Source organism: Nocardioides pini, from assembly GCF_026712185.1.
GTDB lineage: Bacteria > Actinomycetota > Actinomycetes > Propionibacteriales > Nocardioidaceae > Nocardioides > Nocardioides pini.
The window spans coordinates 317,914-344,291 of the sequence record NZ_JAPPUX010000001.1; the positions used below are offsets into that span (position 1 = coordinate 317,914).

General features: G+C 70.8%; 20 protein-coding genes. 17 read left to right on the forward strand and 3 right to left on the reverse strand.

The genetic code is table 11. From position 1 onward, the window contains the following. From NYO98_RS01565 to NYO98_RS01625, 13 genes are all read left to right on the forward strand, one after another. Positions 1–825: an MlaE family ABC transporter permease gene (locus NYO98_RS01565; protein WP_268109763.1), complete on the forward strand. Its 825-nt coding sequence runs from the start codon at positions 1–3 to the stop codon at positions 823–825. 8 nt (positions 826–833) lie between these two features. Next, positions 834–2,108 carry an MCE family protein gene (locus NYO98_RS01570; protein ID WP_268109764.1) on the forward strand — a complete coding sequence of 425 codons (1,275 nt, stop codon included), beginning with the start codon at positions 834–836 and terminating at the stop codon, positions 2,106–2,108. After that, the gene (locus tag NYO98_RS01575; protein WP_268109766.1) at positions 2,105–3,142 is read left to right on the forward strand and encodes an MCE family protein; all 1,038 of its coding nucleotides are present in this window, start codon (positions 2,105–2,107) and stop codon (positions 3,140–3,142) included. Before NYO98_RS01570 ends, NYO98_RS01575 begins: the two co-directional genes overlap by 4 nt. Next, entirely contained in the window at positions 3,139–4,101 is a 963-nt protein-coding gene (locus NYO98_RS01580; RefSeq protein WP_268109767.1) for an MCE family protein, read from the forward strand. Before NYO98_RS01575 ends, NYO98_RS01580 begins: the two co-directional genes overlap by 4 nt. A gap of 3 nt (positions 4,102–4,104) precedes the next feature. Beyond that, complete coding sequence (locus NYO98_RS01585) at positions 4,105–5,265, forward strand: MCE family protein (protein WP_268109768.1); 1,161 nt, start codon at positions 4,105–4,107, stop codon at positions 5,263–5,265. Beyond that, positions 5,262–6,704 carry an MCE family protein gene (locus NYO98_RS01590; RefSeq protein WP_268109769.1) on the forward strand — a complete coding sequence of 481 codons (1,443 nt, stop codon included), beginning with the start codon at positions 5,262–5,264 and terminating at the stop codon, positions 6,702–6,704. The genes NYO98_RS01585 and NYO98_RS01590 overlap by 4 nt, the downstream gene beginning before the upstream one ends. Further along, entirely contained in the window at positions 6,701–8,014 is a 1,314-nt protein-coding gene (locus NYO98_RS01595) for an MCE family protein (protein ID WP_268109770.1), read from the forward strand. Before NYO98_RS01590 ends, NYO98_RS01595 begins: the two co-directional genes overlap by 4 nt. Positions 8,015–8,072: 58 nt before the next feature. Then, positions 8,073–8,759: a hypothetical protein gene (locus NYO98_RS01600; protein WP_268109772.1), complete on the forward strand. Its 687-nt coding sequence runs from the start codon at positions 8,073–8,075 to the stop codon at positions 8,757–8,759. Continuing rightward, the gene (locus NYO98_RS01605) at positions 8,756–9,538 is read left to right on the forward strand and encodes a J domain-containing protein (protein WP_268109774.1); all 783 of its coding nucleotides are present in this window, start codon (positions 8,756–8,758) and stop codon (positions 9,536–9,538) included. Before NYO98_RS01600 ends, NYO98_RS01605 begins: the two co-directional genes overlap by 4 nt. Before the next feature lie 242 nt (positions 9,539–9,780). After that, positions 9,781–13,362 (forward strand): DNA-directed RNA polymerase subunit beta, encoded by a 3,582-nt coding sequence (rpoB, locus tag NYO98_RS01610; RefSeq protein ID WP_268109775.1) that lies wholly within the window; start codon positions 9,781–9,783, stop codon positions 13,360–13,362. A gap of 86 nt (positions 13,363–13,448) precedes the next feature. Continuing rightward, positions 13,449–17,294, forward strand: a complete 3,846-nt coding sequence (locus NYO98_RS01615; protein WP_268109776.1) for a DNA-directed RNA polymerase subunit beta' — start codon at positions 13,449–13,451, stop codon at positions 17,292–17,294. A gap of 177 nt (positions 17,295–17,471) precedes the next feature. Continuing rightward, positions 17,472–18,716 carry a geranylgeranyl reductase family protein gene (locus NYO98_RS01620; RefSeq protein ID WP_326494409.1) on the forward strand — a complete coding sequence of 415 codons (1,245 nt, stop codon included), beginning with the start codon at positions 17,472–17,474 and terminating at the stop codon, positions 18,714–18,716. After that, complete coding sequence (locus tag NYO98_RS01625; RefSeq protein WP_268109777.1) at positions 18,713–19,546, forward strand: lysophospholipid acyltransferase family protein; 834 nt, start codon at positions 18,713–18,715, stop codon at positions 19,544–19,546. Before NYO98_RS01620 ends, NYO98_RS01625 begins: the two co-directional genes overlap by 4 nt. Here NYO98_RS01625 and NYO98_RS01630 read toward each other — a convergent pair. Then, complete coding sequence (locus NYO98_RS01630; protein WP_268109778.1) at positions 19,476–20,504, reverse strand: acyltransferase family protein; 1,029 nt, start codon at positions 20,502–20,504, stop codon at positions 19,476–19,478. The genes NYO98_RS01625 and NYO98_RS01630 overlap by 71 nt on opposite strands. A 31-nt stretch (positions 20,505–20,535) precedes the next feature. Here NYO98_RS01630 and NYO98_RS01635 point away from each other — a divergent pair, with 31 nt between their 5' ends. From NYO98_RS01635 to NYO98_RS01650, 4 genes are all read left to right on the forward strand, one after another. Then, the gene (locus NYO98_RS01635; RefSeq protein WP_268109779.1) at positions 20,536–21,438 is read left to right on the forward strand and encodes an NUDIX domain-containing protein; all 903 of its coding nucleotides are present in this window, start codon (positions 20,536–20,538) and stop codon (positions 21,436–21,438) included. Beyond that, positions 21,431–22,693 (forward strand): hydroxyacid-oxoacid transhydrogenase, encoded by a 1,263-nt coding sequence (locus NYO98_RS01640; RefSeq protein WP_268109780.1) that lies wholly within the window; start codon positions 21,431–21,433, stop codon positions 22,691–22,693. Before NYO98_RS01635 ends, NYO98_RS01640 begins: the two co-directional genes overlap by 8 nt. Before the next feature lie 131 nt (positions 22,694–22,824). Next, positions 22,825–24,039, forward strand: coding sequence for a class I SAM-dependent methyltransferase (locus tag NYO98_RS01645; protein WP_268109781.1), 1,215 nt, complete (start codon positions 22,825–22,827; stop codon positions 24,037–24,039). Further along, complete coding sequence (locus tag NYO98_RS01650; RefSeq protein ID WP_268109782.1) at positions 24,032–24,913, forward strand: hypothetical protein; 882 nt, start codon at positions 24,032–24,034, stop codon at positions 24,911–24,913. Before NYO98_RS01645 ends, NYO98_RS01650 begins: the two co-directional genes overlap by 8 nt. On the opposite strand, the gene NYO98_RS01655 is transcribed toward NYO98_RS01650, so the two are convergent. After that, on the reverse strand, positions 24,910–25,605 hold the full coding sequence (locus NYO98_RS01655; protein WP_268109783.1) for an aspartate/glutamate racemase family protein: 696 nt from the start codon (positions 25,603–25,605) through the stop codon (positions 24,910–24,912). The two genes, NYO98_RS01650 and NYO98_RS01655, sit on opposite strands and share 4 nt — an antisense overlap. A gap of 20 nt (positions 25,606–25,625) precedes the next feature. Beyond that, positions 25,626–26,378, reverse strand: a complete 753-nt coding sequence (locus NYO98_RS01660) for an SDR family NAD(P)-dependent oxidoreductase (protein ID WP_268109784.1) — start codon at positions 26,376–26,378, stop codon at positions 25,626–25,628.

A 26,378-nucleotide genomic window follows, 5' to 3' on the forward strand; every position in this document is an offset into this window, starting at 1 on the left:
ATGGCCCTCCGTGACGTCTACGCCAAGCCGCTCGCCTCCCTCGACGACCTGGGTGGCCAGCTCGCCTTCCACCTCGCCGTGCTCAGGGCGGTGCCGCGCTCGGTCACCCGCTACCCGCGCGAGATCATGCGGATCCTCGCCGAGGTCACCCTCGGCTCGGGTGCGCTCGCCGTGATCGGCGGCACCGTGGGCGTGATCATCGGCATGACGTTCTTCACCGGCGCCCAGGTCGGGCTGTCGGGCTACGCAGCCCTCGACCAGCTCGGAACCGCGGCGTTCTCCGGCTTCGTCTCGGCCTACTTCAACACACGCGAGATCGCCCCGCTCGTCGCGGGCATCGCCCTCGCCGCGACGGTCGGCTGCGGCTTCACCGCGCAGCTGGGCGCCATGCGGATCTCCGAGGAGGTCGACGCCCTCGAGGTGATGGCGATCCCGTCCATGCCGTTCCTCGTCGCCACCCGCGTCGTGGGCGGGCTGATCGCGATCATCCCGCTCTACGTCGTGGGGCTGCTGTCGTCGTACTTCGCGAGCCGGCTCGTCGTGACCCAGATCTACGGCCAGTCCGCGGGCACCTACGACCACTACTTCAACGCGTTCCTGCCGCCCGGCGACGTGCTGTGGTCCTTCGGCAAGGTGCTCGTCTTCGCGGTCACCGTCATCCTCATCCACTGCTACCACGGCTACACCGCGTCCGGCGGTCCCGCCGGGGTGGGCGTCGCCGTGGGGCGCGCCGTGCGGACCAGCATCGTCGCCATCAACGTGCTCGACCTCCTGCTGTCCATGGCCATCTGGGGCGCGGCCACGACCGTGCGGCTGGCGGGGTGACGAGGACGATGAAGACGAAGTCCCTGGGCGTGCTGTTCCTCGTCCTCATGCTCGCCGCGGTGTGGGTGACGTACGGCGTGTTCACCCAGAAGTTCAGCGACTACGACGAGGTCACGGTCAAGGCGTCCAAGATCGGGCTCCAGCTGCCCCACCGCGCCGACGTCAAGATCAAGGGCGTCATCGTGGGCGAGGTGCTCGACTTCGAGCCCACCGCCGACGGTGCCGACATCACGCTCGGCCTCTACCGGGACCGCACCACCGACATCCCGCGCGACGTCACTGCCTCGATCCTGCCCAAGACGCTCTTCGGCGAGAAGTTCGTCTCCCTGGTCGTCCCCGACGGCGGCTCGTCCGCCGAGCCGATCGCCGACGGCGACGTCATCCAGCGCACGGACCTGTCCATCGAGGTCGAGCAGGTGCTCAGCGACCTCTACCCCCTCCTGCGCGCGGTGCAGCCGGCCGACCTCAACACCACCCTCAACGCGGTCGCGACCGCCCTCGAGGGCAGGGGCGAGCAGCTGGGGGAGACGCTCGAGACACTCGACGACTACCTGACCCGGTTCAACCCCGAGCTCCCCGCCCTCGTCGAGGACCTGCGGCTGACGGCGCGGGTCTCCGACACGTACGCCGACGTGCTGCCGGAGGTCGCGACGATCCTCCGCAACACGATCACCACCACCTCCACGCTCGAGGACCGCGAGGACAAGCTCCAGGCGCTCTTCAACGACGTGTCGAGCCTGGCAACCGTCACCGAGCGCTTCACCCGCGCCAACGGCGACAACCTCGTCCGCCTCGCCGACCTCGGCGCGGCGCAGCTCGAGGTGTTCGCCCGGTACGCCCCGGGCTACCCCTGCCTCCTCGGCGGCATCGTCGGGGCCGGCAAGCTCCAGGCCGAGGCCTTCCGCGGCTTCACCCTCCACATCGTGCTGGAGACGCTGCCCAACCAGCCGCGCGGCTACGGCCCGCAGGACGCCCCGGTCTACGGCGACAAGCGCGGCTACCACTGCGGCACGCTGCCCTCCCCGCCGTGGTCCCAGAGCAACCCGCTGACCTCCCAGCCCGACTTCGTCGACGGTGTCGACGAGCCCACCGGCAAGGGCACCAGCCGGGTCGGTCCCGGCTGGTCCGGCACCGCTGCCGGCTTCGCCGGCGGCCGCGACGAGTCGGCGCTGCTCAAGTCGCTGCTCGCGCCCGGGCTCGGCGTCAGCACCGACGACGTACCCGATCTCGGTGTCCTCCTGGTCGGGCCGATGGCGCGCGGGGCGGAGGTGTCGCTGCGATGAGCCGGATCCTCGATGCCAGGACCTCGGTCGACCTGGTCAAGCTGCTCGTCTTCGTCGTCGTGACCTCCCTCGCCACGGCGGTGCTGGTGGTGACGATCGGCAACCTCGACTTCGGGTCGTCGCGGGAGTACAAGGCGGAGTTCACCGACGCCACCGGCGTCAACAAGGGCGACGACATCCGCGTGGCCGGGGTCCGCGTCGGCACGGTCAGCGAGGTCGAGGTCGTCGACCGCACGCGTGCGCTCATCACCTTCTCGGTCGACCGCGACACCTCGGTCAACGGTGGCACCAACGCGGCGATCCGCTACCGCAACCTCGTCGGGCAGCGCTACATCTCGCTCACCCAGGAGGTGGGCGACACCCGTCGGCTGCCGGCCGGCTCGACCATCCCGGTCTCGCGCACCACCCCCGCGCTCGACCTCACCGTGCTCTTCAACGGCTTCAAGCCGCTGTTCGAGGCGCTCTCGCCCGACGACGTCAACCAGCTGTCCTACGAGCTCGTCCAGGTGTTCCAGGGCGAGGGCGGAACCCTCGAGGGCCTGCTCGCGCACACCGCCTCGGTCACCTCGACGCTCGCCGACCGCGACGAGGTCATCGGCGAGCTGATCGACAACCTGTCACTGGTGCTCGACCACGTCGCCGACCGCGACAAGCAGCTCACCCGGCTGATCCAGTCGTTCCGCACGCTCGTCGGGGGGCTCAAGAAGGACCGCAACGCGATCCTCGGATCGCTGGAGGAGGTCTCCACCCTGTCGGTCGAGACCGCCTCCCTCATCGACGGCATCCGCGAGCCCTTCGTGAAGGACATCAAGGAGCTGCGCGCCGTCGCCGGCAACATCGACAAGAACAAGGCCGAGCTCGACCGGGCCATCCAGGTGCTGCCGATCAAGCTCACCAAGATCGGGCGCACCGCGATCTACGGCTCGTTCTTCAACTTCTACCTCTGCGAGTTCCAGGGGCGCGTGAACCTGCCCCGCGACGTCTCCGTCCCGGTGAAGTACAGCACCGGCTCCGACAGGTGTGATCTCGGATGAAACCGTTCCGTGAGCAGAACCCCGTCGTCGTCGGGGCGATCAGCCTCGTCGTCCTCGCCGTGACGCTGGTCGCCGCGCTGCGTGCCGACGACCTGCCGATCATCGGCGGCGGCGACACCTACCACGCGATGTTCACCGAGGCCGGTGGGCTCAAGGTCGACGACGAGGTGCGCATCGCCGGCGTGCGCGTGGGCAAGGTCGACGAGGTCGAGCTGGCGGGCGACGAGGTGCGCGTCAGCTTCAAGGTCGATGACGCGGCCGACTTCGGCAGCGAGACCCGCGCGGCCATCAAGGTGAAGACGATCCTGGGCTCGATGTTCCTGGCGCTCGAGCCTGCTGGCGGCGGGCAGCTCCGCGAGGGGGCCACCATCCCCGCGGCGCGCACCTCCTCGCCGTTCGACGTGGTCGAGGCCTTCGAGGGCCTTGCCTCGACCTCCGACCAGATCGACACCGACCAGCTCGCCGAGTCGCTCACCACGCTCGCCGACCTCACCCGCAACACCCCCGAGGAGTTCCGCGGCGCCCTCGACGGCCTGAGCCGGCTGTCGTCCAACATCGCGGCCAAGGACGAGGAGCTCAACACCCTGCTGGTCAACCTCCAGCGCGTCTCGACGGTCCTCGACGAGCGCGACCAGGACATCATCGCGCTGATGGAGGACAGCGACGTGCTGTTCCGGGCCCTCGTCGCGCGCCGCGAGGCCGTGCACGACCTGCTGGTGTCCAGCACCACGCTGTCCAAGGAGCTCACCCGGCTCATCGAGCAGTCGCGCGAGGACCTCAGGCCGGCGCTCGCCCACCTCGAGAACGTCGTCGCGGTCCTCAACAAGAACGAGGACAACCTCGACAGCAGCCTGCGGCTGATGGCGCCGTTCTACCGCGTCTTCGCCAACACGCTCGGCACCGGTCCGTGGTTCGACACCTGGATCTCCAACTTCCCGCCCGTCCCGCAGGTGGGCTGACCCATGGACCTCGTCAAGCGCCTCCTCGTCCCGCTCGTCGTGCTGGGCTTCGTCGTCGCGGCGGCCGTCACCGTCCTCGGCGGTGACAGCTCCAAGACCCTCGTCGCACACTTCCCGCGCGCCATCTCCGTCTACGAGGGCAGCGACGTGCGCGTGCTCGGCGTGCCCGTCGGCACGGTCACCCGCGTCGAGCCCACCGGCACGGACGTGGCCGTGACGATGACGTACGACGACGAGGTGAGGCTGCCGGCCGACGCCCGCGCCGTGATCATCGCGCCGTCCGTGGTCGGCGACCGCTACGTCCAGCTCACCCCCGCCTACCCGGGCACCGGCGAGGTCCTCACCGACGGCGCCGAGCTGTCCGTCGAGAGGACGGCGCAGCCCCTCGAGCTCGACCAGATCTACGACAGCCTCGACCGGCTCAACGTCGCCCTCGGACCCCGCGGCGCCAACAAGTCCGGCGCCCTCTCGGACCTGCTCTCCGTCACGGCCGACAACTTCGGCGGCCAGGGCACGACCTTCCGCCAGACCATCAAGGACTACTCGCGCCTCAGCTCCACCCTCGCCGGCAACTCCGACGAGCTGTTCGGCTCGGTCAAGGCGCTCGAGGGGTTCATGGAGACCCTCGCCGACAACGACCAGACGGTGCGCCAGTTCAACCAGTCGCTCGCCGACGTCTCCACGATGCTGGCGGGGGAGCGCGAGGAGCTGGTCGCGGCGACGCAGAACCTCTCGGTGGCCCTCACCGCGGTCAAGGAGTTCGTGCAGGAGAACAAGGGCTCGCTGAGCCGCAACATCGCCGGGGTCAACCGGGTCGCGAAGGTGCTGGTGCGCCAGCGTGCGGCCCTCGACGAGATCCTCCACGTCGCTCCCGGCGCGCTCAACAACCTCGCGCTGACCTACAACCCGCAGGCCGGCACGCTCGACACCCGCGCCAACTTCGGGGAGTCCGTCAACCAGCTCCAGATCGACCCGGCCGCGTTCCTGTGCGGCTTCGTCGGCCAGGTCGAGCGCTCGGGACAGGTCTGTGACCGGATCACCGAGCTGCTCGCCCGCCCCCGTGCCGGCGCCCTCGGCCGGACGCCGGCCCCGCTGCCGGCCCAGGACGTCTTCGACCCGACCCTCGGCGGCCTCGTCGCGCCGGACACGGAGGTGGAGCGGTGACCCGGCTCAAGGTGCTCGTCCTCGGCGTGCTCGCCACGCTCTTCCTGTCCGCGTGCGACGCCAGCGTCTACTCGTTGCCGCTGCCGGGCGGACCCGACGTGGGCGAGGACCCGATGACGATCACGGTGGAGTTCGCCGACGTCCTCGACCTCGTCCCCCAGTCGACGGTGAAGGTCAACGACGTGAGCGTCGGCAAGGTGGCCGCGATCGACCTCGACGGCTACCAGGCGCTCGTCACCCTCGAGGTGCGGCGCGACGTGGACCTCCCCGGCAACGCGGTCGCCGAGCTGCGCCAGACCAGCCTGCTGGGGGAGAAGTTCGTCGAGCTCAGCGCCCCCGACGAGGGTGCGATCGCCTCCCGGTTGAAGGACGGGGCCGTCATCCCGCTGGAGCGGGCCGGCCGCAACCCGGAGGTCGAGGAGGTGCTGGGCGCCCTGAGCCTGCTCCTCAACGGCGGCGGCGTGGCGCAGCTGAAGACGATCACGCAGGAGCTCAACCGGGCCCTCGAGGGTCGGGAGGAGTCGGCGCGCTCCGTGCTGCGCAACCTGCGCACCTTCACCGGCCAGCTCGACGAGAACAAGACCGACATCCTCGGCGCCATCGAGTCGCTGAACCGGCTCGCGCTGGCAGCGGAGAAGCAGCTGCCCACCATCGACAGGGCGCTGGACGAGCTGCCCAGCGCCCTGGACTCCATCGACCGCCAGCGCGACGACCTGGTCCAGATGCTCGCGGCCCTCGACCGGCTGTCGTCGGTCGCGGTGGACGTGATCACCCGGTCCAAGGACGCGACCATCACCTCGCTCGAGCGCCTCGACCCCGTGCTGACCCAGCTCGCGGCGTCCGGTGACGACTTCACCAACGCCTTCCACGTCTTCCTCACCTACCCGTTCGTCGACGAGGTCGTCGGCCGGGACCCCCAGGTGGCGCGCAACCTGCACATGGGCGACTACACCAACCTGTCGATCACCCTCGACGTCGACCTGACCGGGATCCCCACGACCATCCCGACCACGGTGCCCACCGAGGCCTGCATCCCGCTGAGCGCCCTGCCGCAGGACGGTCCGCTCCCCGACACCAGCCGGTTGTGCCAGGACGCGATCGAGGCGATCAACACCTGCCTCGAGGGACTGCGTCGCGGTGACGTGACGGCGTGCATCGGCCTGCCGGGCTCGGTCATCAGCGTGGTGTGCAAGCAGTACCCCGTGCCCGGGCTCTGCGGAGGATCGGGCGACCCCACCGCGCCGCTGCCGACGCCCACGCTGCCCAGCGTCCCGGTCCCGTCGCTGCCGACGATCACCCTCCCCGGCCTGCCCCGTCCCGGTGCGTTGCCCACCGGCGCGCCACCCGACCGTCGACGCGGGCCGACCATGGGCGAGCTGTCCGAGGTGTACGACCCCGCGCTGGTGAGCCTCCTCGTCCCCGGGATGGTGACGCGATGATCACCCGCCGGACCAAGCTGCAGCTGCTCGTCTTCGCCATCATCACGCTGGTGGGCGTCAGCTTCGTCGGCGCCCGCTACGCGCGGCTCGACCGCCTCGTCCTCGACCAGAGCTACACCGTGGTGGCGCACTTCGCCGACTCGGGCGGCGCCTTCGCCGGGGCCGAGGTGTCCTACCGCGGGGTGCGCGTGGGCGAGGTCGACGAGCTCGTCCTCACCGACGACGGCGTCGACCTCGTGCTCGACATCGACGACGCGCACGACGACATCCCCGCCGACGCGCACGCGCTGGTCGGCAACCGGTCGGCGGTCGGCGAGCAGTACGTCGAGCTGCAGCCGCAGAGCGACGACGGCCCCTTCCTGCAGGACGGCTCGGAGATCGCGCGCGAGCTGACGACGACGCCGATCCAGACCGACACCCTCCTCACGCACCTCGACGAGACGGTCCGCAGCGTCGGCCAGGACGACCTGCGCACCGTGACCTCGGAGCTCGGCCTGGCGTTCAACGGCGCCGGGGCGGACCTGCAGACCATCCTCGACAGCAGCAGCGAGTTCATCACCGCGGCGGAGCAGAACTTCGACGTCACGGTCGACCTCATCCGCGACAGCAACACCGTGCTCAACGGCCAGATCGACTCCGAGCCCGCCTTCCGGCGCTTCGCCCGGGACCTGTCGACGTTCTCCACCACCGTGGCCGACCACGACCGCGACCTGCGCCGCCTGATCGAGGACGGCTCGCTCGGGGCCAACGAGCTCCGCGTCTTCCTCGAGGACAACGAGGTCGAGCTCGGCGACCTCATCAACAACCTGGTGACCACCGGCGAGGTCGTGGTCAAGCACCTCGACGGCATCGAGCAGCTGCTCGTCATCTACCCCTACGTCGTCGAGGGCGGCTACACCGTGGTGTCGAGGTCGCCCGGCACCGGCCTGTACGACGCCCACTTCGGCATGGTGCTGACCTCCGACCCGCACGTGTGCCTCGGCGGCTACGAGGGCACCGACCGCCGCTCACCCCTCGACGGCAGCGACGCCGCCATGAACGAGGGCGCCGGCTGCACCGAGCCCGCCTCGCAGTCCAACGCCCGCGGTGCGCAGAACATCCAGGCGCCCCGCGCGGCCACCGGATGGGGTGCTGCGGACCTCGCCTACGACCCGGAGACGGGCACGGTGACGTCCGACCCCGCCGAGATCGAGCGGCTCACCGGCTCGCGTGCGCCGGCGCCGCGGACCCTGGGCGAGGACGGCTGGAAGTGGCTCTACCTCGAGCCGCTGCTCGGCGAGGGCGTGACGTCCGGCGCCCGGCGTCGTTGACCCTCCAGACCCCCTGGAGGCGGGGTCGCAGCTCCACACGCAGGAACAGGGAGGGAACATGTCCGTGCTGACCGAGCTCGCCCGACCGGGCGGGTCCGTCGAGACCGGGGCCGACGCGACCGGCTCCACCACTCGTGACCCGGCACCGCCGCCGCGGTGGAGGAGCGTCCTCGCCGTCGTGCTGACGCTCGTCGTCGTGGCCTGCCTCGCCGTCCTCGTCTGGCTGACCGCCGGCGCTCGCGCCACCTCGGGCGGCGGGCTCGACCACACCGAGGAGCGCGAGCAGGTGATGAGCCTGACCGACCAGTTCGTGAAGCGGCTCGGCACCTACAGCCCCGACATGCTCGACGACTCCGGGCAGATGCCCGACTACCGCGACCAGGTCCGGGAGGTGATCACGCCCAAGTTCGCCGCCGACTTCGACAAGGAGGTGGCCACCGCCGAGCAGCTCGTCGCGCAGGGCGGCATCACCCGCACCGCCGACGTCTTCGCCACGGCCGTCTCCTCCGTCGACGACGACTCCGCGCGGGTCCTGGTGGCCGGTGCCTTCACCGACAGCTACTCGCAGGGCGCGGGCAAGCAGGGCTCTGGGAAGGCGCGGACCGTCGACCAGGAGCCGCTGCCGTTCCGCTTCACCGTCGACCTGGTGATGATCGAGGGCGAGTGGCTCGTCGACGACTTCACCCCCGTCAGCGCGCCGGCCGAGCCCGGCGCCGACGGCAGCACCGAGGGGAGCGCCCCGTGAGCACCGCACCCACCTGGTACGACGTCCTCGACGTGCCGCACGACGCCCCCACCGAGGACGTCCGCGCCGCCTGGAAGGACCGGATCGCCGACCTCGAGCCGGGCGACCGCCGCTTCGACACCCTCAACCGGGCCGCGAAGGTGCTCCTCGACCCGCCCGCGCGCGCGGCGTACGACGAGAGCATCCGGCTGGTCGAGGAGGACCGCCGGGCCCGTCACGAGATCGAGGTCGCCGAGCAGCCGGGTCCCGTGACACGGCTGCGCCGCTCCTCGACCACCGGCACCGGCGCGCGAGGGGTCCCCTCCTGGCTCCTCGCCGGGCTGGGCGTGCTCGCGGCCGGTCTCGTCCTCGCGACCGCGTGGACGTGGCGCAGCGGCGCGGCCGCCGGTGACGACACCGCCGTCCGGGACGCCCAGGTCGCGGCCGAGCGCGCCGTCGTACCCGTCCTGTCCTACGACTACGAGTCGCTCGAGGCCGACCAGCGCGAGGCGCAGGCGCTGATGACCGGCGGCTACCGCGAGGAGTACGACAAGCTCTTCACGGTCCTGGAGGAGAACGCACCGCGGACGAGGACGAGGGTCAGCGCGTCGGTGGTCGCCTCCGGGGTGGTGCGGGCGAGCGACGACCGGGTGCAGGTGCTGGTCTTCGTGGACCGGCCGACGACCAACAAGCTCCACGCCGAGCCGGTCGTCTACAAGGACCAGGTGACCGTATCGATGCAGCGCGTCGACGGCGAGTGGCTGGTCGACGACCTGATCACCTCGCCCACCCAGGGGTAGGGGGAGCGGCACGCCGAGGGGAGGGAATCGGCGCGTTCTGCTTGACCCGGGGCGAGCTGGCGTTCATAGTCGTGGCCAACGCGTGGAGCTGACCCTCTGGGAAATCGACCCCGCGTTTGTGGCGTGTCCTGAGTTGCGCTATCGTGTCTCCTTGCGCCTGCCCTCAGATGCCCGACGCCTTCCGGACGGCCGTCGTGGTGGTCGGCAAGCGCCGATCACTCGCTCATCTGTGAGGACACCTCTTGGCCGTGCGCAGCTCTGCTGGTAACCACCGTCGCACCTCTTTCGCAAAGATCACCGAACCTCTCGAGGTTCCCCCCCTCATCTCGCTCCAGACGAGCAGCTTCGACTGGCTGGTCGGCGGCGAGCGCTGGGAGGCGGAGGTGGCCGCCCGCCGGGCTGCCGGTGAGGACGTCTCCGAGAAGACCGGTCTGCAGGAGATCTTCGAGGAGATCTCCCCGATCGAGGACTTCTCCGAGACGATGATGCTCTCCTTCGACAACCCCGTCTTCCTCGACGAGAAGTACACCGAGGAGGAGTGCAAGGAGAAGGACTTCACCTACTCCCGCCCGCTCTACGTCTCCGCCGAGTTCATGAACCACGAGACCGGTGAGATCAAGGGCCAGACGGTCTTCATGGGCGACTTCCCCATGATGACCCGCAAGGGCACCTTCATCATCAACGGCACCGAGCGCGTCGTCGTCTCGCAGCTCGTGCGCTCGCCCGGCGTCTACTTCGAGTCGAGCCCCGACAAGACGTCCGACAAGGACATCTTCACCGCCAAGCTCATCCCGAGCCGCGGTGCCTGGCTCGAGTTCGAGATCGACAAGCGCGACCTGGTGGGCGTGCGCCTCGACCGCAAGCGCAAGCAGAACGTCACCGTCCTGCTCAAGGCGCTCGGCTGGACCACGGACCAGATCCGCGAGGAGTTCGGCCAGTACGAGTCGATGATGCTGACCCTCGAGAAGGACAGCGTCCGCTACGAGGTCGTCTACGAGGAGCTGCAGAAGAAGGCGCGGGGCGAGGCCCCGACCGCCGAGCAGGTCAACGACGAGGTCACCCGCCTCGCGCTGCTCGACATCTACCGCAAGCTCCGCCCGGGCGAGCCGCCGACGGCCGAGGCCGCGCAGACGCTCCTCAACAACTACTACTTCAACCCCAAGCGCTACGACCTGGCGAAGGTCGGCCGCTACAAGATCAACAAGAAGCTCGGCCTCCACGAGGCCTTCGACCAGCAGACGCTGACCATCGACGACGTCGTGGCCGCCATCCGCTACGTCGTGCAGCTGCACGCCGCGGGTGTCCAGGCCGACGCGCCCGACCTGGTCGACGCCGAGGGCAACGTCGTCGAGGGTCCCGACGGTGCTCCCGTCAAGGTCCAGGCCGACGACATCGACCACTTCGGCAACCGCCGCATGCGCACCGTGGGCGAGCTCATCCAGAACCAGCTCCGCACGGGCCTGGCCCGCATGGAGCGCGTGGTCCGCGAGCGGATGACGACCCAGGACGTCGAGGCCATCACGCCGCAGTCCCTGATCAACATCCGTCCCGTGGTCGCGGCGCTGAAGGAGTTCTTCGGCACCTCGCAGCTCTCGCAGTTCATGGACCAGACCAACCCGATCGCCGGCCTGACGCACAAGCGTCGCCTCTCGGCGCTCGGTCCCGGTGGTCTGTCCCGCGACCGCGCCGGCATGGAGGTCCGCGACGTCCACCCGTCGCACTACGGCCGCATGTGTCCCATCGAGACCCCTGAGGGCCCGAACATCGGCCTGATCGGCTCGCTGGCCTCCTACGGTCGGATCAACCCGTTCGGCTTCGTCGAGACCCCCTACCGCCGCGTGGTCAAGGGTGTCGTCACCGACGAGATCGACTACCTGACCGCCGACGACGAGGACCGCTACGTCATCGCGCAGGCCAACGCGCCGCTCGACGCGAAGATGAAGTTCGTCGAGGAGCGCGTCCTGGTCCGCCAGAAGAACGGCGAGGTCGACGCGATCCTGGCCGAAGAGGTCGACTACATGGACGTCTCGCCGCGCCAGATGGTGTCGGTCGCGACGGCCCTGATCCCGTTCCTCGAGCACGACGACGCCAACCGCGCGCTCATGGGCGCCAACATGCAGCGCCAGGCCGTCCCGCTGATCACCAGCGACAGCCCGCTGGTCGGCACCGGCATGGAGTACCGCGCCGCCGTCGACGCCGGTGACGTGGTCGTCGCCGACAACGCCGGTGTGGTGAAGGAGGTGTCCGCCGACGCCATCGAGACGATGAACGACGACGGCACCTACCAGACCTACCGCCTGGCCAAGTTCCGTCGCTCCAACCAGGGCACCTGCATCAACCAGCGCCCGCTGGTCAAGGCCGGTGACCGCCTCGAGGTCGGCACGCCGATCGCCGACGGCCCCTGCACCGACGACGCCGAGATGGCGCTGGGCACCAACCTGCTCGTCGCCTTCATGCCGTGGCAGGGCCACAACTACGAGGACGCGATCATCCTCAGCCAGCGCCTGGTGCAGGAGGACATCCTCACCTCGATCCACATCGAGGAGCACGAGGTCGACGCCCGCGACACCAAGCTCGGCCCCGAGGAGATCACGCGGGACATCCCGAACGTCTCCGAGGAGGGCCTGGCCGACCTCGACGAGCGCGGCATCATCCGCATCGGCGCCGAGGTCACCACCGGTGACATCCTGGTCGGCAAGGTCACGCCCAAGGGCGAGACCGAGCTCACCCCCGAGGAGCGCCTGCTCCGCGCGATCTTCGGCGAGAAGGCGCGCGAGGTGCGTGACACCTCGATGAAGGTGCCCCACGGTGAGTCCGGCACGGTCATCGGCGTGCGCGTCTTCGACCGCGAGGACGGCGACGACCTGCCCCCGGGCGTCAACCAGCTGGTGCGCGTCTACGTCGCGCAGAAGCGCAAGATCTCGGTCGGCGACAAGCTCGCCGGACGCCACGGCAACAAGGGTGTCATCGCCAAGATCCTGCCGATCGAGGACATGCCGTTCATGGAGGACGGAACGCCGGTCGACGTCGTGCTCAACCCGCTGGGTGTGCCGCGTCGTATGAACATCGGCCAGATCCTCGAGCTGCACCTCGGCTGGCTCGCCAAGCAGGGCTGGGACCTCAACCTCTCCGGCGAGAAGGGCGAGTCCGACTGGAAGAAGCGCCTCATCTCGATCGGCGCCGACAAGGCCGACCCCGACACCAAGGTCGCCACCCCGGTGTTCGACGGTGCCCGCGAGGACGAGATCACCGGCCTGCTCGGCTCCACGCTGCCCAACCGCGACGGTGACCGGATGGTCAAGGAGGACGGCAAGGCCAACCTCTTCGACGGCCGTTCTGGCGAGCCGTTCCCGCAGCCGGTGGCGGTCGGCTACATGTACATCCTCAAGCTGCACCACCTCGTCGACGACAAGATCCACGCTCGCTCGACCGGCCCCTACTCGATGATCACGCAGCAGCCGCTGGGCGGTAAGGCCCAGTTCGGTGGCCAGCGGTTCGGTGAGATGGAGGTCTGGGCGATGGAGGCCTACGGCGCCGCCTACGCCCTCCAGGAGCTGCTGACGATCAAGTCCGACGACGTGCCGGGCCGCGTGAAGGTCTACGAGGCCATCGTGAAGGGCGAGAACATCCCCGACTCCGGCATCCCCGAGTCGTTCAAGGTGCTCGTCAAGGAGATGCAGTCGCTCTGCCTCAACGTGGAGGTGCTGTCGCAGGACGGCTCCACCATCGAGATGAAGGACGCCGAGGAAGACGTCTTCCGGGCGGCCGAGGAGCTCGGCATCGACCTGTCCCGCCGCGAGCCCAGCTCCGTCGAAGAAGTCTGAGTGCGTCGGTACGCCGGCTCCGGCCGGCGTACCGCCCTCAGTCCCCAGCTCCACTTTCCACGTACTAACGAAGGACTGCAGCCATCGTGCTCGACGTTAACTTCTTCGACCAGCTTCAGATCGGCCTGGCCACCGCGGACGACATCCGCACGTGGAGCCACGGTGAGGTCAAGAAGCCGGAGACCATCAACTACCGCACGCTCAAGCCCGAGCGTGACGGCCTCTTCTGCGAGAAGATCTTCGGTCCCACCCGGGACTGGGAGTGCTACTGCGGCAAGTACAAGCGCGTGCGCTTCAAGGGCATCATCTGCGAGCGCTGTGGCGTCGAGGTCACCCGCTCCAAGGTGCGCCGCGAGCGCATGGGCCACATCGAGCTCGCCGCCCCCGTGACCCACATCTGGTACTTCAAGGGCGTCCCGTCGCGCCTGGGCTACCTCCTCGACCTGGCGCCGAAGGACCTCGAGAAGGTCATCTACTTCGCCGCCTACATGATCACCTCGGTCGACGAGGACGCGCGCCACCGCGACATGGACTCCCTGGAGAACAAGGTCGGCCTGGAGCGCGAGCGCCTCGAGAAGCGCCGCGACACCTCCGTGGAGGACCGCGCCAAGAAGCTCGAGGAGGACCTCGCCACCCTCGAGGCCGAGGGTGCCAAGGCCGACGCCAAGCGCAAGGTGCGCGACGGTGCCGACCGCGAGATGAACCAGCTCCGCGACCGCGCGAACCGTGAGATCGCGCGCCTCGAGGAGGTCTGGGACACCTTCAAGAGCCTCAAGGTCCAGGACCTGCTCGGCGACGAGCTGCTCTACCGCGAGATGAAGACCTGGTTCGGCAAGTACTTCGAGGGCCACATGGGCGCCACGGCGATCCAGAAGCGCCTCCAGGACTTCGACATCGAGGCCGAGGTCGAGGCGCTGCGCGACACGATCGCCAACGGCAAGGGCCAGCGCAAGGTCCGCGCCCTCAAGCGCCTCAAGGTCGTCGACGCGTTCCGCAAGACCGGCAACCAGCCGATCGGCATGGTGCTCGACGCCGTCCCGGTGATCCCGCCGGACCTGCGCCCGATGGTCCAGCTCGACGGTGGCCGCTTCGCCACCTCCGACCTGAACGACCTCTACCGCCGCGTCATCAACCGCAACAACCGCCTCAAGCGACTGCTCGACCTCGGCGCGCCCGAGATCATCGTCAACAACGAGAAGCGGATGCTGCAGGAGGCCGTGGACAGCCTCTTCGACAACGGTCGTCGCGGTCGTCCCGTCACCGGCCCGGGCAACCGGCCGCTGAAGTCGCTCTCCGACATGCTCAAGGGCAAGCAGGGTCGCTTCCGCCAGAACCTGCTCGGCAAGCGCGTGGACTACTCCGGCCGTTCGGTCATCGTGTCCGGTCCGCAGCTCAAGCTGCACCAGTGCGGCCTGCCCAAGCAGATGGCGCTCGAGCTGTTCAAGCCGTTCGTCATGAAGCGCCTGGTCGACCTGTCGCACGCGCAGAACATCAAGTCCGCCAAGCGGATGGTCGAGCGCGCCCGCCCGGTCGTGTGGGACGTCCTCGAAGAGGTCATCACCGAGCACCCCGTGCTGCTCAACCGTGCGCCCACCCTGCACCGCCTCGGCATCCAGGCCTTCGAGCCGCAGCTGATCGAGGGCAAGGCCATCCAGATCCACCCGCTCGTGTGCGGCGCGTTCAACGCCGACTTCGACGGTGACCAGATGGCCGTGCACCTGCCGCTGTCCGCGGAGGCGCAGGCCGAGGCCCGCATCCTGATGCTCTCGACCAACAACATCCTCAAGCCGTCGGACGGCCGTCCGGTGACCATGCCCTCGCAGGACATGATCATCGGCCTGTTCTGGCTGACCGCCGACCGCGACGGTGAGCCCGGCGAGGGTCGCGTCTTCTCGAGCCCGGCCGAGGCGATCATGGCCTTCGACCGCCGCGAGATCACGCTGCAGAGCAAGATCAGCATCCGCCTCACCGACGTGGTGCCGCCGCTCGACCTCGAGCTCGGCGCCGACTGGGAGGAGCGGACCGCCGTCCAGCTCGACACCACCCTCGGCCGTGTCTACTTCAACGACACGCTCCCGGCGGACTACCCGTTCGTCAACGAGGAGGTCGGCAAGAAGCGCCTCGGCGCGATCGTCAACGACCTTGCCGAGCGCTACACCAAGGTGCAGGTCGCTGCCTCGCTCGACGCCCTCAAGGACGCCGGCTTCCACTGGGCCACGCGCTCGGGTGTGACCGTCTCGATCGACGACGTCACCACGCCCGACAGCAAGGGCGAGATCCTGGCCCGCTACGAGGCGCAGGCCGAGAAGGTCCAGAAGAACTACGAGCGCGGTGTGATGACCGACGACGAGCGTCGTCAGGAGCTCATCGAGCTGTGGACCCAGGCCGCTGCCGAGGTCGGTCGCGCGATGGAGGCCAACTTCGACCGCGCGAACCCGATCTACATGATGGTCGACTCGGGCGCCTCCGGAAACATGAACCAGATCCGGCAGGTCGCGGCCATGCGTGGTCTGGTGGCCAACCCGAAGGGCGAGATCATCCCGCGCCCGATCAAGGCCAACTTCCGCGAGGGCCTGACGGTGCTCGAGTACTTCATCGCCACCCACGGTGCCCGCAAGGGTCTCGCCGACACCGCGCTGCGCACCGCCGACTCGGGCTACCTGACCCGTCGTCTGGTGGACGTGTCGCAGGACGTCATCATCCGTGAGGACGACTGCGGCACCGAGCGTGGCCTGCCCAAGCGGATCGACGACGAGCACGTGGAGACCTCGGCCTACGCCCGCTCCTCGGCGGTCGACATCCTCCACCCGGAGACGGGTGAGGTGCTCGCCACCGCGGGCGAGGACCTGGGTGACGTCAAGATCGGTGAGCTCGTGGCCGCCGGCGTCACCGAGGTGAAGGTCCGCTCGGTCCTGACCTGCGACGCCCGCACCGGCACCTGCGCCAAGTGCTACGGCCGCTCGCTGGCCACCGGCAAGCTGGTCGACATCGGTGAGGCGGTCGGCATCATCGCCGCCCAGTCCATCGGTGAGCCCGGCACGCAGCTGACCATGCGCACCTTCCACACCGGTGGTGTGGCCTCCGCCGACGACATCACGCAGGGTCTGCCCCGTGTGGTCGAGCTCTTCGAGGCCCGCTCGCCCAAGGGTCGTACGCCGATCTCGGAGTCCGCCGGTCGCGTGAAGATCGAGGAGACCGACAAGGCCCGCGTCGTCGTGGTCACCCCCGACGACGGCTCCGAGGTCCAGGAGATCCCGGTGTCGAAGCGCTCGCGCCTCAACGTCGAGGACGGCGACCACATCAACGTCGGTCACCACATCACGTCCGGTACCCCCGACCCGCAGGACGTCCTGCGCATCCTCGGCGTCCGCAAGGCCCAGGAGCACCTCGTGGACGAGGTCCAGGAGGTCTACCGGTCCCAGGGCGTGGCGATCCACGACAAGCACATCGAGATCATCGTGCGGCAGATGCTGCGCCGCGTGACGGTCATCGAGTCCGGTGACACCAACCTGCTCCCGTCCGACCTGGTCGACCGGGTGCGGTTCGAGGAGGAGAACCGTCGCGTGGTCTCCGAGGGCGGCAAGCCGGCCTCGGGTCGCCCGGTCCTCATGGGCATCACCAAGGCCTCGCTCGCGACCGAGTCGTGGCTCTCGGCGGCCTCCTTCCAGGAGACCACCCGCGTGCTCACGGACGCCGCGATCAACGGTCGCTCCGACAGCCTCCGCGGCCTGAAGGAGAACGTGATCATCGGAAAGCTCATCCCGGCCGGCACCGGCCTCGAGCGCTACCGCAACATCCGGGTGGAGCCCACCGAGGAGGCGCGCGCCGCGGCCTACTCGGTCACCGGCTACGACTCCTACGACTACGACTTCGGTCCGTCGTCGCAGGCCGTCGCGCTCGACGACTTCGACTTCGGTTCCTACCAGAACTGAGCGACGTCACGCAGGCCCCGGCTCCTCCACGGAGCCGGGGCCTGCGCCCATTTCCTTGACCTTTCCCTTGGCCTTTTCCGTGGACTCCGCCCTTCCAGCGATCCCCGGCTGACCGGGGATCGCGTTCGGGGACCAGCGATGCCGGGTCGCTGGGGGCGCTCTGAGAGGATTCCCGCCGTGACGACCTCCTCGCGCCCCACCTCCGCCGACGTGCTCGTCGTCGGGGCGGGCCCTGCCGGCTCCGCCGCCGCGGCCTGGGCCGCCCGCGCCGGGCTGGACGTGGTGCTGGCCGACGCGGCGACCTTCCCGCGCGACAAGACCTGCGGCGATGGCCTGACCCCCCGTGCGATCGGGGAGATGCAGAAGCTCGGCCTCGAGGACTGGCTGCGCGCCCACACCGTCAACGAGGGGCTGCGCGCCCACGGCTTCGGCCAGACGCTGCTGCTGCCCTGGCCGGGCGGCTCGCTGCCCGACTGGGGCTCGGCGGTCGCCCGCACCGAGCTCGACGACCACCTGCGCACGGTGGCGATCAAGAGCGGGGCGCGTGCTGTCGACGGTGCCCGCGCGGTCGGCGTACGACGTGAGGGGGAGCAGGTCGCCGCGGTCGAGCTGCGCGACGCCGAGGGCTCCTACGAGGTCGCGTGCCGGTGGCTGGTCGTGGCCGACGGCGTGCGCTCGCCGCTGGGCAAGATGCTCGGCCGCGAGTGGCACCGCGACACCGTCTACGCCGTGGCGGGTCGCTCCTACGTCGACTCCGAGCTGAGCGACGACCCGTGGATCAGCTCGCACCTCGAGCTGCGCGACGAGCAGGGCGAGCTGGTGACCGGCTACGGCTGGATCTTCCCCCTGGGCGACGGCACCGTGAACCTCGGTGCCGGCACGCTCGCGACCAGCAGGCGACCCGCCGAGGTCGCCATCAAGCCGCTCATGCAGACCTACGCCGACACCATCGGCGCGGACTTCGGGCTCTCGGGCGAGCTGCGGATGCCCACCTCGGCGCTGCTGCCGATGGGCGGAGCGGTCAGCAACGTCGCCGGCCCCAACTGGGCCCTCATCGGTGACGCCGCCGCCTGCGTGAACCCGCTCAACGGCGAGGGCATCGACTACGGCCTCGAGACCGGCCGCCTCGTCGCCGAGCACATCGCCAGCGGCACCGGCCTCGGTGAGGCCTGGCGCACGACGCTGGTGGAGCACTACGGCGAGGCGTTCTCCATCGCCCGCCGCCTCGCCGGGATCGCCACCCAGCCCAAGGTGGTGGCGGCGCTCGGGCCGGCCGGGATGCGCTCGGACTGGCTGATGACGCTGGCGCTGCGCTGGATGGGCAACCTCGTCGACGACGCCGACCGCGACCGCGCGGCACGGGTCTGGCGCTGGGCGGGTCGCCGGTCGATGGCGCGCGACGCCCGGCCACCGTTCGCGTGAGCCGGGAGCGCACCTACCGGGCGGCCGTCGCGCTCGGTCGCACCGGCATGCGTGCCCTCGGGATGCAGGTCACCTGGCTGGGGGCCGAGCACGTGCCGACCGAGGGGCCCGTGCTGCTCGCGGCCACGCACGTGTCCTACCCGGACTTCGTCTTCGTGCAGGACGCCGCCCGCTCGTCGGGTCGCTACCTCCGGTTCATGACCCGCCACGACGTGTGGCACGTGCCCGGCGTGGCCCGGGCGATGACCGCGATGCGCCACGTCCCGGTCGACCGCGAGGCCCCCGCGGGGGCGTACGTCGTCGCGCGCCGGCTGCTGCGCGACGGCGAGGCGGTGTGCGCCTTCCCCGAGGCGGGGATCAGCTACTCCTACACCGTCCGCTCGCTCATGCGCGGGGTGGCGAGCCTGGCCCGCGAGACCGGCGCGCCCGTGGTCCCCGTGGCGCTGTGGGGCTCCCAGCGCGTGTGGTCCGTCGGCGTGCCCGACGACCTCGGGCGCGAGCCGCGTCCCGACCTCACGCGCGGGCGCCGCATCGACGTCAGCTTCGGCCGGCCGCTCGCCATCGGCCCCGACGAGGACCTCACGGCCTGGACGTGCCGGCTCGGCGGGGTGCTGACCGAGCAGCTCGAGGAGCTCCAGCAGCAGCCGCACCACCGCCCGCCGCCCGGCGAGCACGCGCCGTGGTACCCCGCGCACCTCGGCGGGCACGCGCCCACGCGCGCCGAGGCCGCGCACCTCGACGTGGTGCCGCGCGCCGCGGTCAGACCGACGTGGGGGCCGCTCCAGCCCGGGTCCGGCGTCGCGCCTCCAGCCAGCCGAGCGGGTTGGTGAACGGCTCGAGCACCCGCCGCACGGGAGGGCACGCGAGGAAGAACGTGAGGCCGATCGCCCCGAGGACGGTCAGGACCAGGCCCAGCGTCGGGTAGGCGGCGGTGAAGTCGGGCCAGCCGAGCGCCAGGAACGTCTTGATGGCGAAGCCGTGGAAGAGGTAGACGACCATCGTGGCGGTGCCCATCGTGGTGAACCAGCCCAGGTTGCGCCGCGGCACCAGCGCCATCACGGCGAACGAGCCGAGCAGGCCGACCATCATCACCGTGAGCCGGGTCTGGAAGACGATCTCGTTGTCGATCGGGATCTCGGAGTAGCCGGTGTCGTACCAGAGCAGCGCCGACTCCGCCCACGTGTCGGTGTAGAGCGCCATGACCCCGATGCCGACGAGCATCGGCACAGCCGCGACCTTCACCCACACGTCGTCGAGGTGAGCGAGGTGGCGGGGCTTGAGGTGCAGCCCCAGCACGAAGAACGGCAGCAGACCGAGGAACCGGGGGATCATCAGCGCCTCGGTGTCCCAGACCCCGCCGACCAGGCTGACGATCACCGACAGCGGCAGGAAGAGCCAGTGCAGCTTGAGGATCGGCGTCACCAGCCGCCACATCAGCAGCACGATGAGGTACCACATCGTCCAGTGGGGCTCGATCCACAGCGGACCGGTCACGCCCTCGCCGACCACCTCGCGACGGTAGTAGAACAGTGCCGGCTCGAAGAGCAGGTAGGGGACGGCGAGCGTGTAGACCAGGTTCTTCATCCGCCGGCGGTCCCACTCGAACGACTTCGACAGGTAGCCGCTGATGAAGACGAAGGCCGGGATGTGCCACAGGTAGATGAAGTCGTAGACCCAGTGGCTACCCGCGGTGGCCTCGACAAGGCCGATCGCGTGGCCCACCACGACCAGCGTGATCAGGACCATCTTGACGTTGTCGAGCCACGGATCTCGGGACGCGGGGGGCACGGCGCTCACCGTACTTCACTAGGTTGGGCGCATGGGATCCCTGCCGAGGCGACAGCGGGTGGCGGCGTACGCCGTCATCCTCCGCGAGCGCGGCGGCCGGGTCGAGATCCTGCTGAGCCGTCTCGCGCCGCGGGTGTCCCGCTCCGAGCTCTGGACCTTGCCGGGCGGTGGGGTCGACCACGGCGAGGACCCGCGCGACGCCCTGATCCGCGAGGTACAGGAGGAGACGGGCCTCGACGCCACGGTGGGTGACCGGGCCCGCGTCTACAGCGCCCACATGCCCCGGTCGCCGCGCGACGGGCAGCTCGTCGACGCCCACGCGATCCGGCTCGTGTACGAGGGCTGGGTGCCGCCGGACGCGCCCGTGCCGCGGGTGGTGGAGGTCGACGGCTCCACGATCGAGGCGGCCTGGAAGGCGCTCGACGACGTCGCCTCGGGCGCCGTCCCGGTGTCGTCGGTGGTGACGGAGGCCCTGGTCGACCACCAGCCGTTCCGGCTGCAGCGCGTCGCGGCGTACGCCCTCATCACCCGGTGCGCCGGTGCCCACGACGAGGTGCTGCTGACCCGCCTCTCGTCCACCGCCGCGCACCCCGGTCGGTGGACGCTGCCCGGCGGGGGCGTGGACCACGGCGAGCACCCGTCGGTCGCGCTCGCCCGTGAGGTCGAGGAGGAGTGCGGGCTGCCGTGCGAGGTCGGCGCGCTGCTCGGCGTGCACGACACCCACTTCTCCGGCACCGCCCCGTCGGGGCGGATCGAGGACTACCACGGCGTGCACCTGCTCTACCGCGCGACCGTCGCCGACGGCGAGCCGCGCGTGGTGGAGCTCGACGGCACCACCGACGCCGTCGCCTGGGTGCCCACGAGCGACATCGCGTCGGGCGAGGTCGACGTGCTGGACCTCGTCACCTACGCACTGGGAGCGAATCGTGGCTGAGAGCGTCTTCACCTACGCCGCGCCCGGCCTGAAGCTGGGCCGCGGCGCCAGCGACGAGATCGGCTGGGACGTCCAGCAGCTGTGCCGCGACGTCGCCGGCGACGTGCGGGTGCTGCTCGTCACCGACCCCGGCGTCGCGGCCACCGGCCACCCCGACCGGATCGCCGACGGGATGCGGTCGCGGGGCCTCGAGGTGGTGGTCTACGCCGAGGCGCACGTCGAGCCGACGGACGCCTCGCTGGAGGCGGCGATCGGCGCGGCCCGGGGGAGCGGTCCGTTCCACGCGGTGGTGGCGGTCGGGGGCGGCTCGTCGATCGACACCGCCAAGGCGGTCGACCTCATGCTCACCAACCCCGGCGAGCTGATGGACTACGTCAACGCGCCCGTCGGCGGCGGCCGGGCCCCCGAGCACCCGCTCCTGCCCCTCGTCGCCGTGCCGACGACCACCGGCACCGGCGCGGAGTCGACCACCATCTGCGTGCTCGACGTCCTGGCACTCGAGGTCAAGACCGGCATCTCCCACGCCCGGCTGCGGCCCACCCTCGCGGTCGTCGACCCCGACCTGACGATGACGCAGCCTGCCATGGTGACCGCGTCGGCGGGCATGGACATCCTGTGCCACGCGCTGGAGAGCTGGACCGCACGCTGGTTCGCCGACTTCGACGCCAAGCAGCCCGAGCAGCGGGTGCCCTACTGCGGCGCCAACCCCATCGCCGACGTGTGGGCCGAGAAGTCGCTCTCGCTCCTCGCCGGGGCGTTCCGGCGGGCGGTCCGCGACGGCTCCGACGCCGAGGCGCGCGAGCAGATGGCGCTCGCCGCCACCTTCGCCGGGCTGGGCTTCGGCAACGCCGGCGTCCACGTCCCGCACGCCTGCGCCTACCCGATCGCCGGCCGGGTCCGCGACTACCGTCCCGAGGGCTACCCGGCGGACGAGCCGATCGTCCCGCACGGGATGGCCGTGGTGATGACGGCGCCCGCCGCCTTCGCGTTCGTGCACGACGCCGCGCCCGAGCGGCACCGCCGGGCGGCCGAGCTCCTCGGCGGCACCGGCGAGCCGCTCCCCGACGTGCTGCGGCGGCTGATGCGCGACGTGGGCCTGCCCAGCGGCCTGGCCGAGCTCGGCTTCGGCGAGGCCGACGTCGACGACCTGGTCGAGGGGGCGCTCCAGCAGCAGCGCCTGCTCGCCACCGCGCCCGTCGACGTCACCGCCGAGGACCTCGCAGCCGTGTTCCGGGAGTCCCTCGAGCACTGGTGACCCGTGCGCGAGGAATGAGGGGCCGACGCCCCGGTCACTAGGATGAGGGGCATGAACCCGCGCCACCGTCGACTCGTGATCCCGGTGGCGCTGGGGGCACTCATCCTCATCGTCGTCCTCGCCGCCGTCCTGTGAGCACCACTGCCGGGGCTGAGCTCGCCACCGTCCGGTCGGCGCTCCTCGACGCCGACCACCTCGTCCGCGCGCTCGCGAGCGGGCGGCGCAAGGGACAGCCGGTGCCGGTCGTCGAGGGACGCGAGGTGCGCCGGGTCGAGGTGCGGGTCGTCGACCTGCGGGCCGGGCGCCACCTGCAGGTGACGTCGTACGACGCCACGCAGGCGCACACCACCAACCACCTCGTGGGCGAGGCGGCGGAGGCGGCGGTGGACGCGCTGCTCGCGCAGCCGTTCGCCAACTGGCACGTCGACACCGCCACCGCCACCCACCAGCTGCGGGTGACGAAGAAGGGCGTGCCGCTGCTGCACACCTCGACGCGCGCCGAGGAGGTCGCGCCGTCCCGCGGCCACGACCGGCCCAAGGACCGGCTGCTCGCCGAGGACCACCCGGTGCTCGTCGCCCTCGGGATCAGCGACGCCCAGGGCCGCGTCAAGCCGACCCGGCAGGCGAAGTACCGCCAGGTGGAGGAGTTCGTCCGGCTGCTCGACGCGAGCCTCACCGAGGCGGTCGCGCAGGGACGGGTGCGCACCCCGACCGCCGACGACCCGCTGCGGGTGGTCGACCTGGGCTGCGGCAACGCCTACCTCTCGTTCGCCGCCCACGCCTTCCTGTCCGGACGCTTCCCGGTGCGGGTCACCGGCGTCGACGTCAAGCAGCAGTCCGCCGACCACAACTCCCGCGTCGCCGCCGACCTCGGCATCGACGCCGACTTCGTGGTCGGGTCCATCGCCGACGCCCGGCTCGAGCAGGCACCCGACGTGGTGCTCGCGCTGCACGCCTGCGACACCGCGACGGACGACGCCCTCGGCCGGGCGCTCGAGTGGGAGGCCCCACTGGTCCTCGCCGCGCCGTGCTGCCACCACGACATCGCCGCCCAGCTCCGCACGGCCGACGTGCCCGAGCCCTACGCGATGCTCACCCGCCACGGCATCCTGCGCGAGCGCTTCGCCGACACGCTCACCGACGCGCTGCGTGCCGCGCTGCTGCGCCGCGAGGGCTACCGCGTCGACGTCGTGGAGTTCGTCGAGAGCGCGCACACCCCGCGCAACACGCTGCTGCGGGCGGTGCGCACGGGCGCCGACGGCTCCGAAGCGGCGCGCGAGTACGACGACCTGCTCGCCGCGTGGGGCGTCCGGCCCCGGCTCGGCGAGCTGCTCGGGCATGGCTGAGCGTCGTCGGATCGCCCTCGCGGCGCTCGTCGCGGTCCCGTTCCTGCTGGGCGCGGCGGCCGGGGCGCCGGGCGCGGCCGACCACCCGGCCTTCCGCTTCCGGGACCCCGAGATCGTGGAGTCGAGCGGGCTCGTCGTGCTGGGACGCGACGGTGGCCTGGTGGTCACCACCAACGACTCCGGCGACCCGGGCCGGGTCTTCGCGGTCGACCCTGCCACGGGCGACACGGTCGGCGTCACCAGCTGGGAGACCGACCCCGAGGACGTGGAGGCGCTGGCCCCCGCCGGCCCCGGCCACGTGTGGGTCGCCGACATCGGTGACAACCGGCACGCCCGCGACGCGGTGTCGGTGCTCCGGGTGCCGGTCGGGCGCGGCGACCGCGTGGTCGTGCCCGAGGCCTACGACCTGGTCTACCCCGACGGCTCGCACGACGCCGAGGCCCTGGTCAGCCACCCCGTGACGGGCCGGCTCTTCGTCATCACCAAGGGTGTCTTCTCCGGCACGGTGTACGCCGCCCCGCAGCGGCTGCGCGCGGACCGGCCCAACCGCCTGACCGAGGTCGGCCAGGCGCCGGGCATCGTCACCGACGCCACGTTCCTGCCGGGCGGGGGCGGGGTCGTGATGCGCACCTACACGACCGCGCACCTGTCGGCGTTCCCGTCGTGGCAGGGCGTGGAGTCGTGGACCCTGCCCGACCAGGACCAGGGTGAGGGCGTCGCCCTCGACGGGGACGAGCTGCTGGTCAGCACCGAGGGCGCCCGGTCCCAGGTGCTCCGGGTGGGCCTACCGACGTCGGCCGGCGCGACCGACCGGCTCTCACCGGCCTGGACGAGCCTGCGCTGGCTCGCGACGGCGTACGCCCTGCCGCTCTAGCCCTCGGCGAGTGCGGCGTCGAGCGCCGCCTGGACGTGCAGCGTCGTGCACGGGAACACCGGCAGCTCGACGTCGGCCTGCTTGACCAGCAGCTCGAGCTCGGTGCACCCCAGCAGCACGCCACCGGCACCGGCGTCCCACAGCTCCTCGATGATCGACACCACCCGGCTGCGCGTGCGGGGCAGCACGACACCGTGCACGAGCTCCTCGTAGATCGCGTCGTTGAGGAAGTCGTGGTGCGAGGCGTCCGGCACCACGACCGACAGGCCGTGGGACTCCAGCCGGTCGACGAAGAACGACTCCGACATCGCGACCTTCGTGCCGATCAGCCCCACGGTCTCGACCCCCGCCGCCTTGACCGCCTCCGCCACGACGTCCCCGAGGTGCAGCAGCGGGATGCCGACCGCCTCCTCGACCTGGTCGGCGACCTTGTGGAACGTCGTGGTGCACAGCAGCAGGAAGTCGGCACCCGCCCGCTCCACCCCACGCGCCGCGTCGGCGAGGAGCACGCCGACCTGGTCCCAGCGCTCGTCGTCCTCGAGGTGGGTGACCTCGGCGAAGTCGACGGTCGTGAGCGCCAGCCTGGGCGAGGACAGCCCGCCCAGGCGCTCCCGCATCCCGAGGTTGAGGTCGCGGTAGTAGACCGCGCTGCTCTCCCAGCTCATGCCGCCGACGAGTCCGATGGTCTTCACGCGCGGCAGTCTCCCACGACTCAGGAGCGGTGCACCTTGTGTGCCGCAGCCTGGGCACGCGGCTTGATCACCAGCTCGTCGATGTCGACGTGCGAGGGCCGGGTGGCCACCCACGCGATGGCGTCGGCGACGTCCTCGGCCAGCAGCGGCTGGTCGACACCGGCGTACACCGCGTCGGCGCGCTCCTGGTCGCCGCCGAAGCGCACGAGGGAGAACTCGTCGGTCCGGACCATGCCGGGGGCGACCTCGCTGATCCGCACCGGCTCGCCGTTGAGCTCGAGCCGCAGCGTCTCGGTCACGACCTTCACGCCGTGCTTGGCGGCGGTGTAGCCGGCGCCTCCCTCGTAGGCCCAGCGCCCGGCGGTCGACCCGACGTTGACGATCACCGCGTCGCCGCTGGCGCGCAGCGCGGGCAGCAGCGCCTTGGTCACCCGGACCAGGCCGAGCACGTTGACCTCGTACATCCAGCGCCAGGCCTCCACGTCGGCCCCGTCCACCCGGTCGACGCCGACGGCGCCACCGGCGTTGTTGACGAGCACGTGGCAGGTCGGCACGGCCGCCGCGAGCGCGTCGACCGACGCCTGGTCGGTGATGTCGCAGGTGATCGCCTCGCCGCCGATCTCGGCCGCCAGGTCCTCGATGCGGTCGGTGCGGCGGGCGGCGCAGACGACGCGGAAGCCCTGCGCCGCCAGCGCACGGGCCGTCGCGGCACCGATGCCGCTGGAGGCGCCGGTCACGACGGCCGTACGGGTCTGGGTGCTGTCATCGCTCAT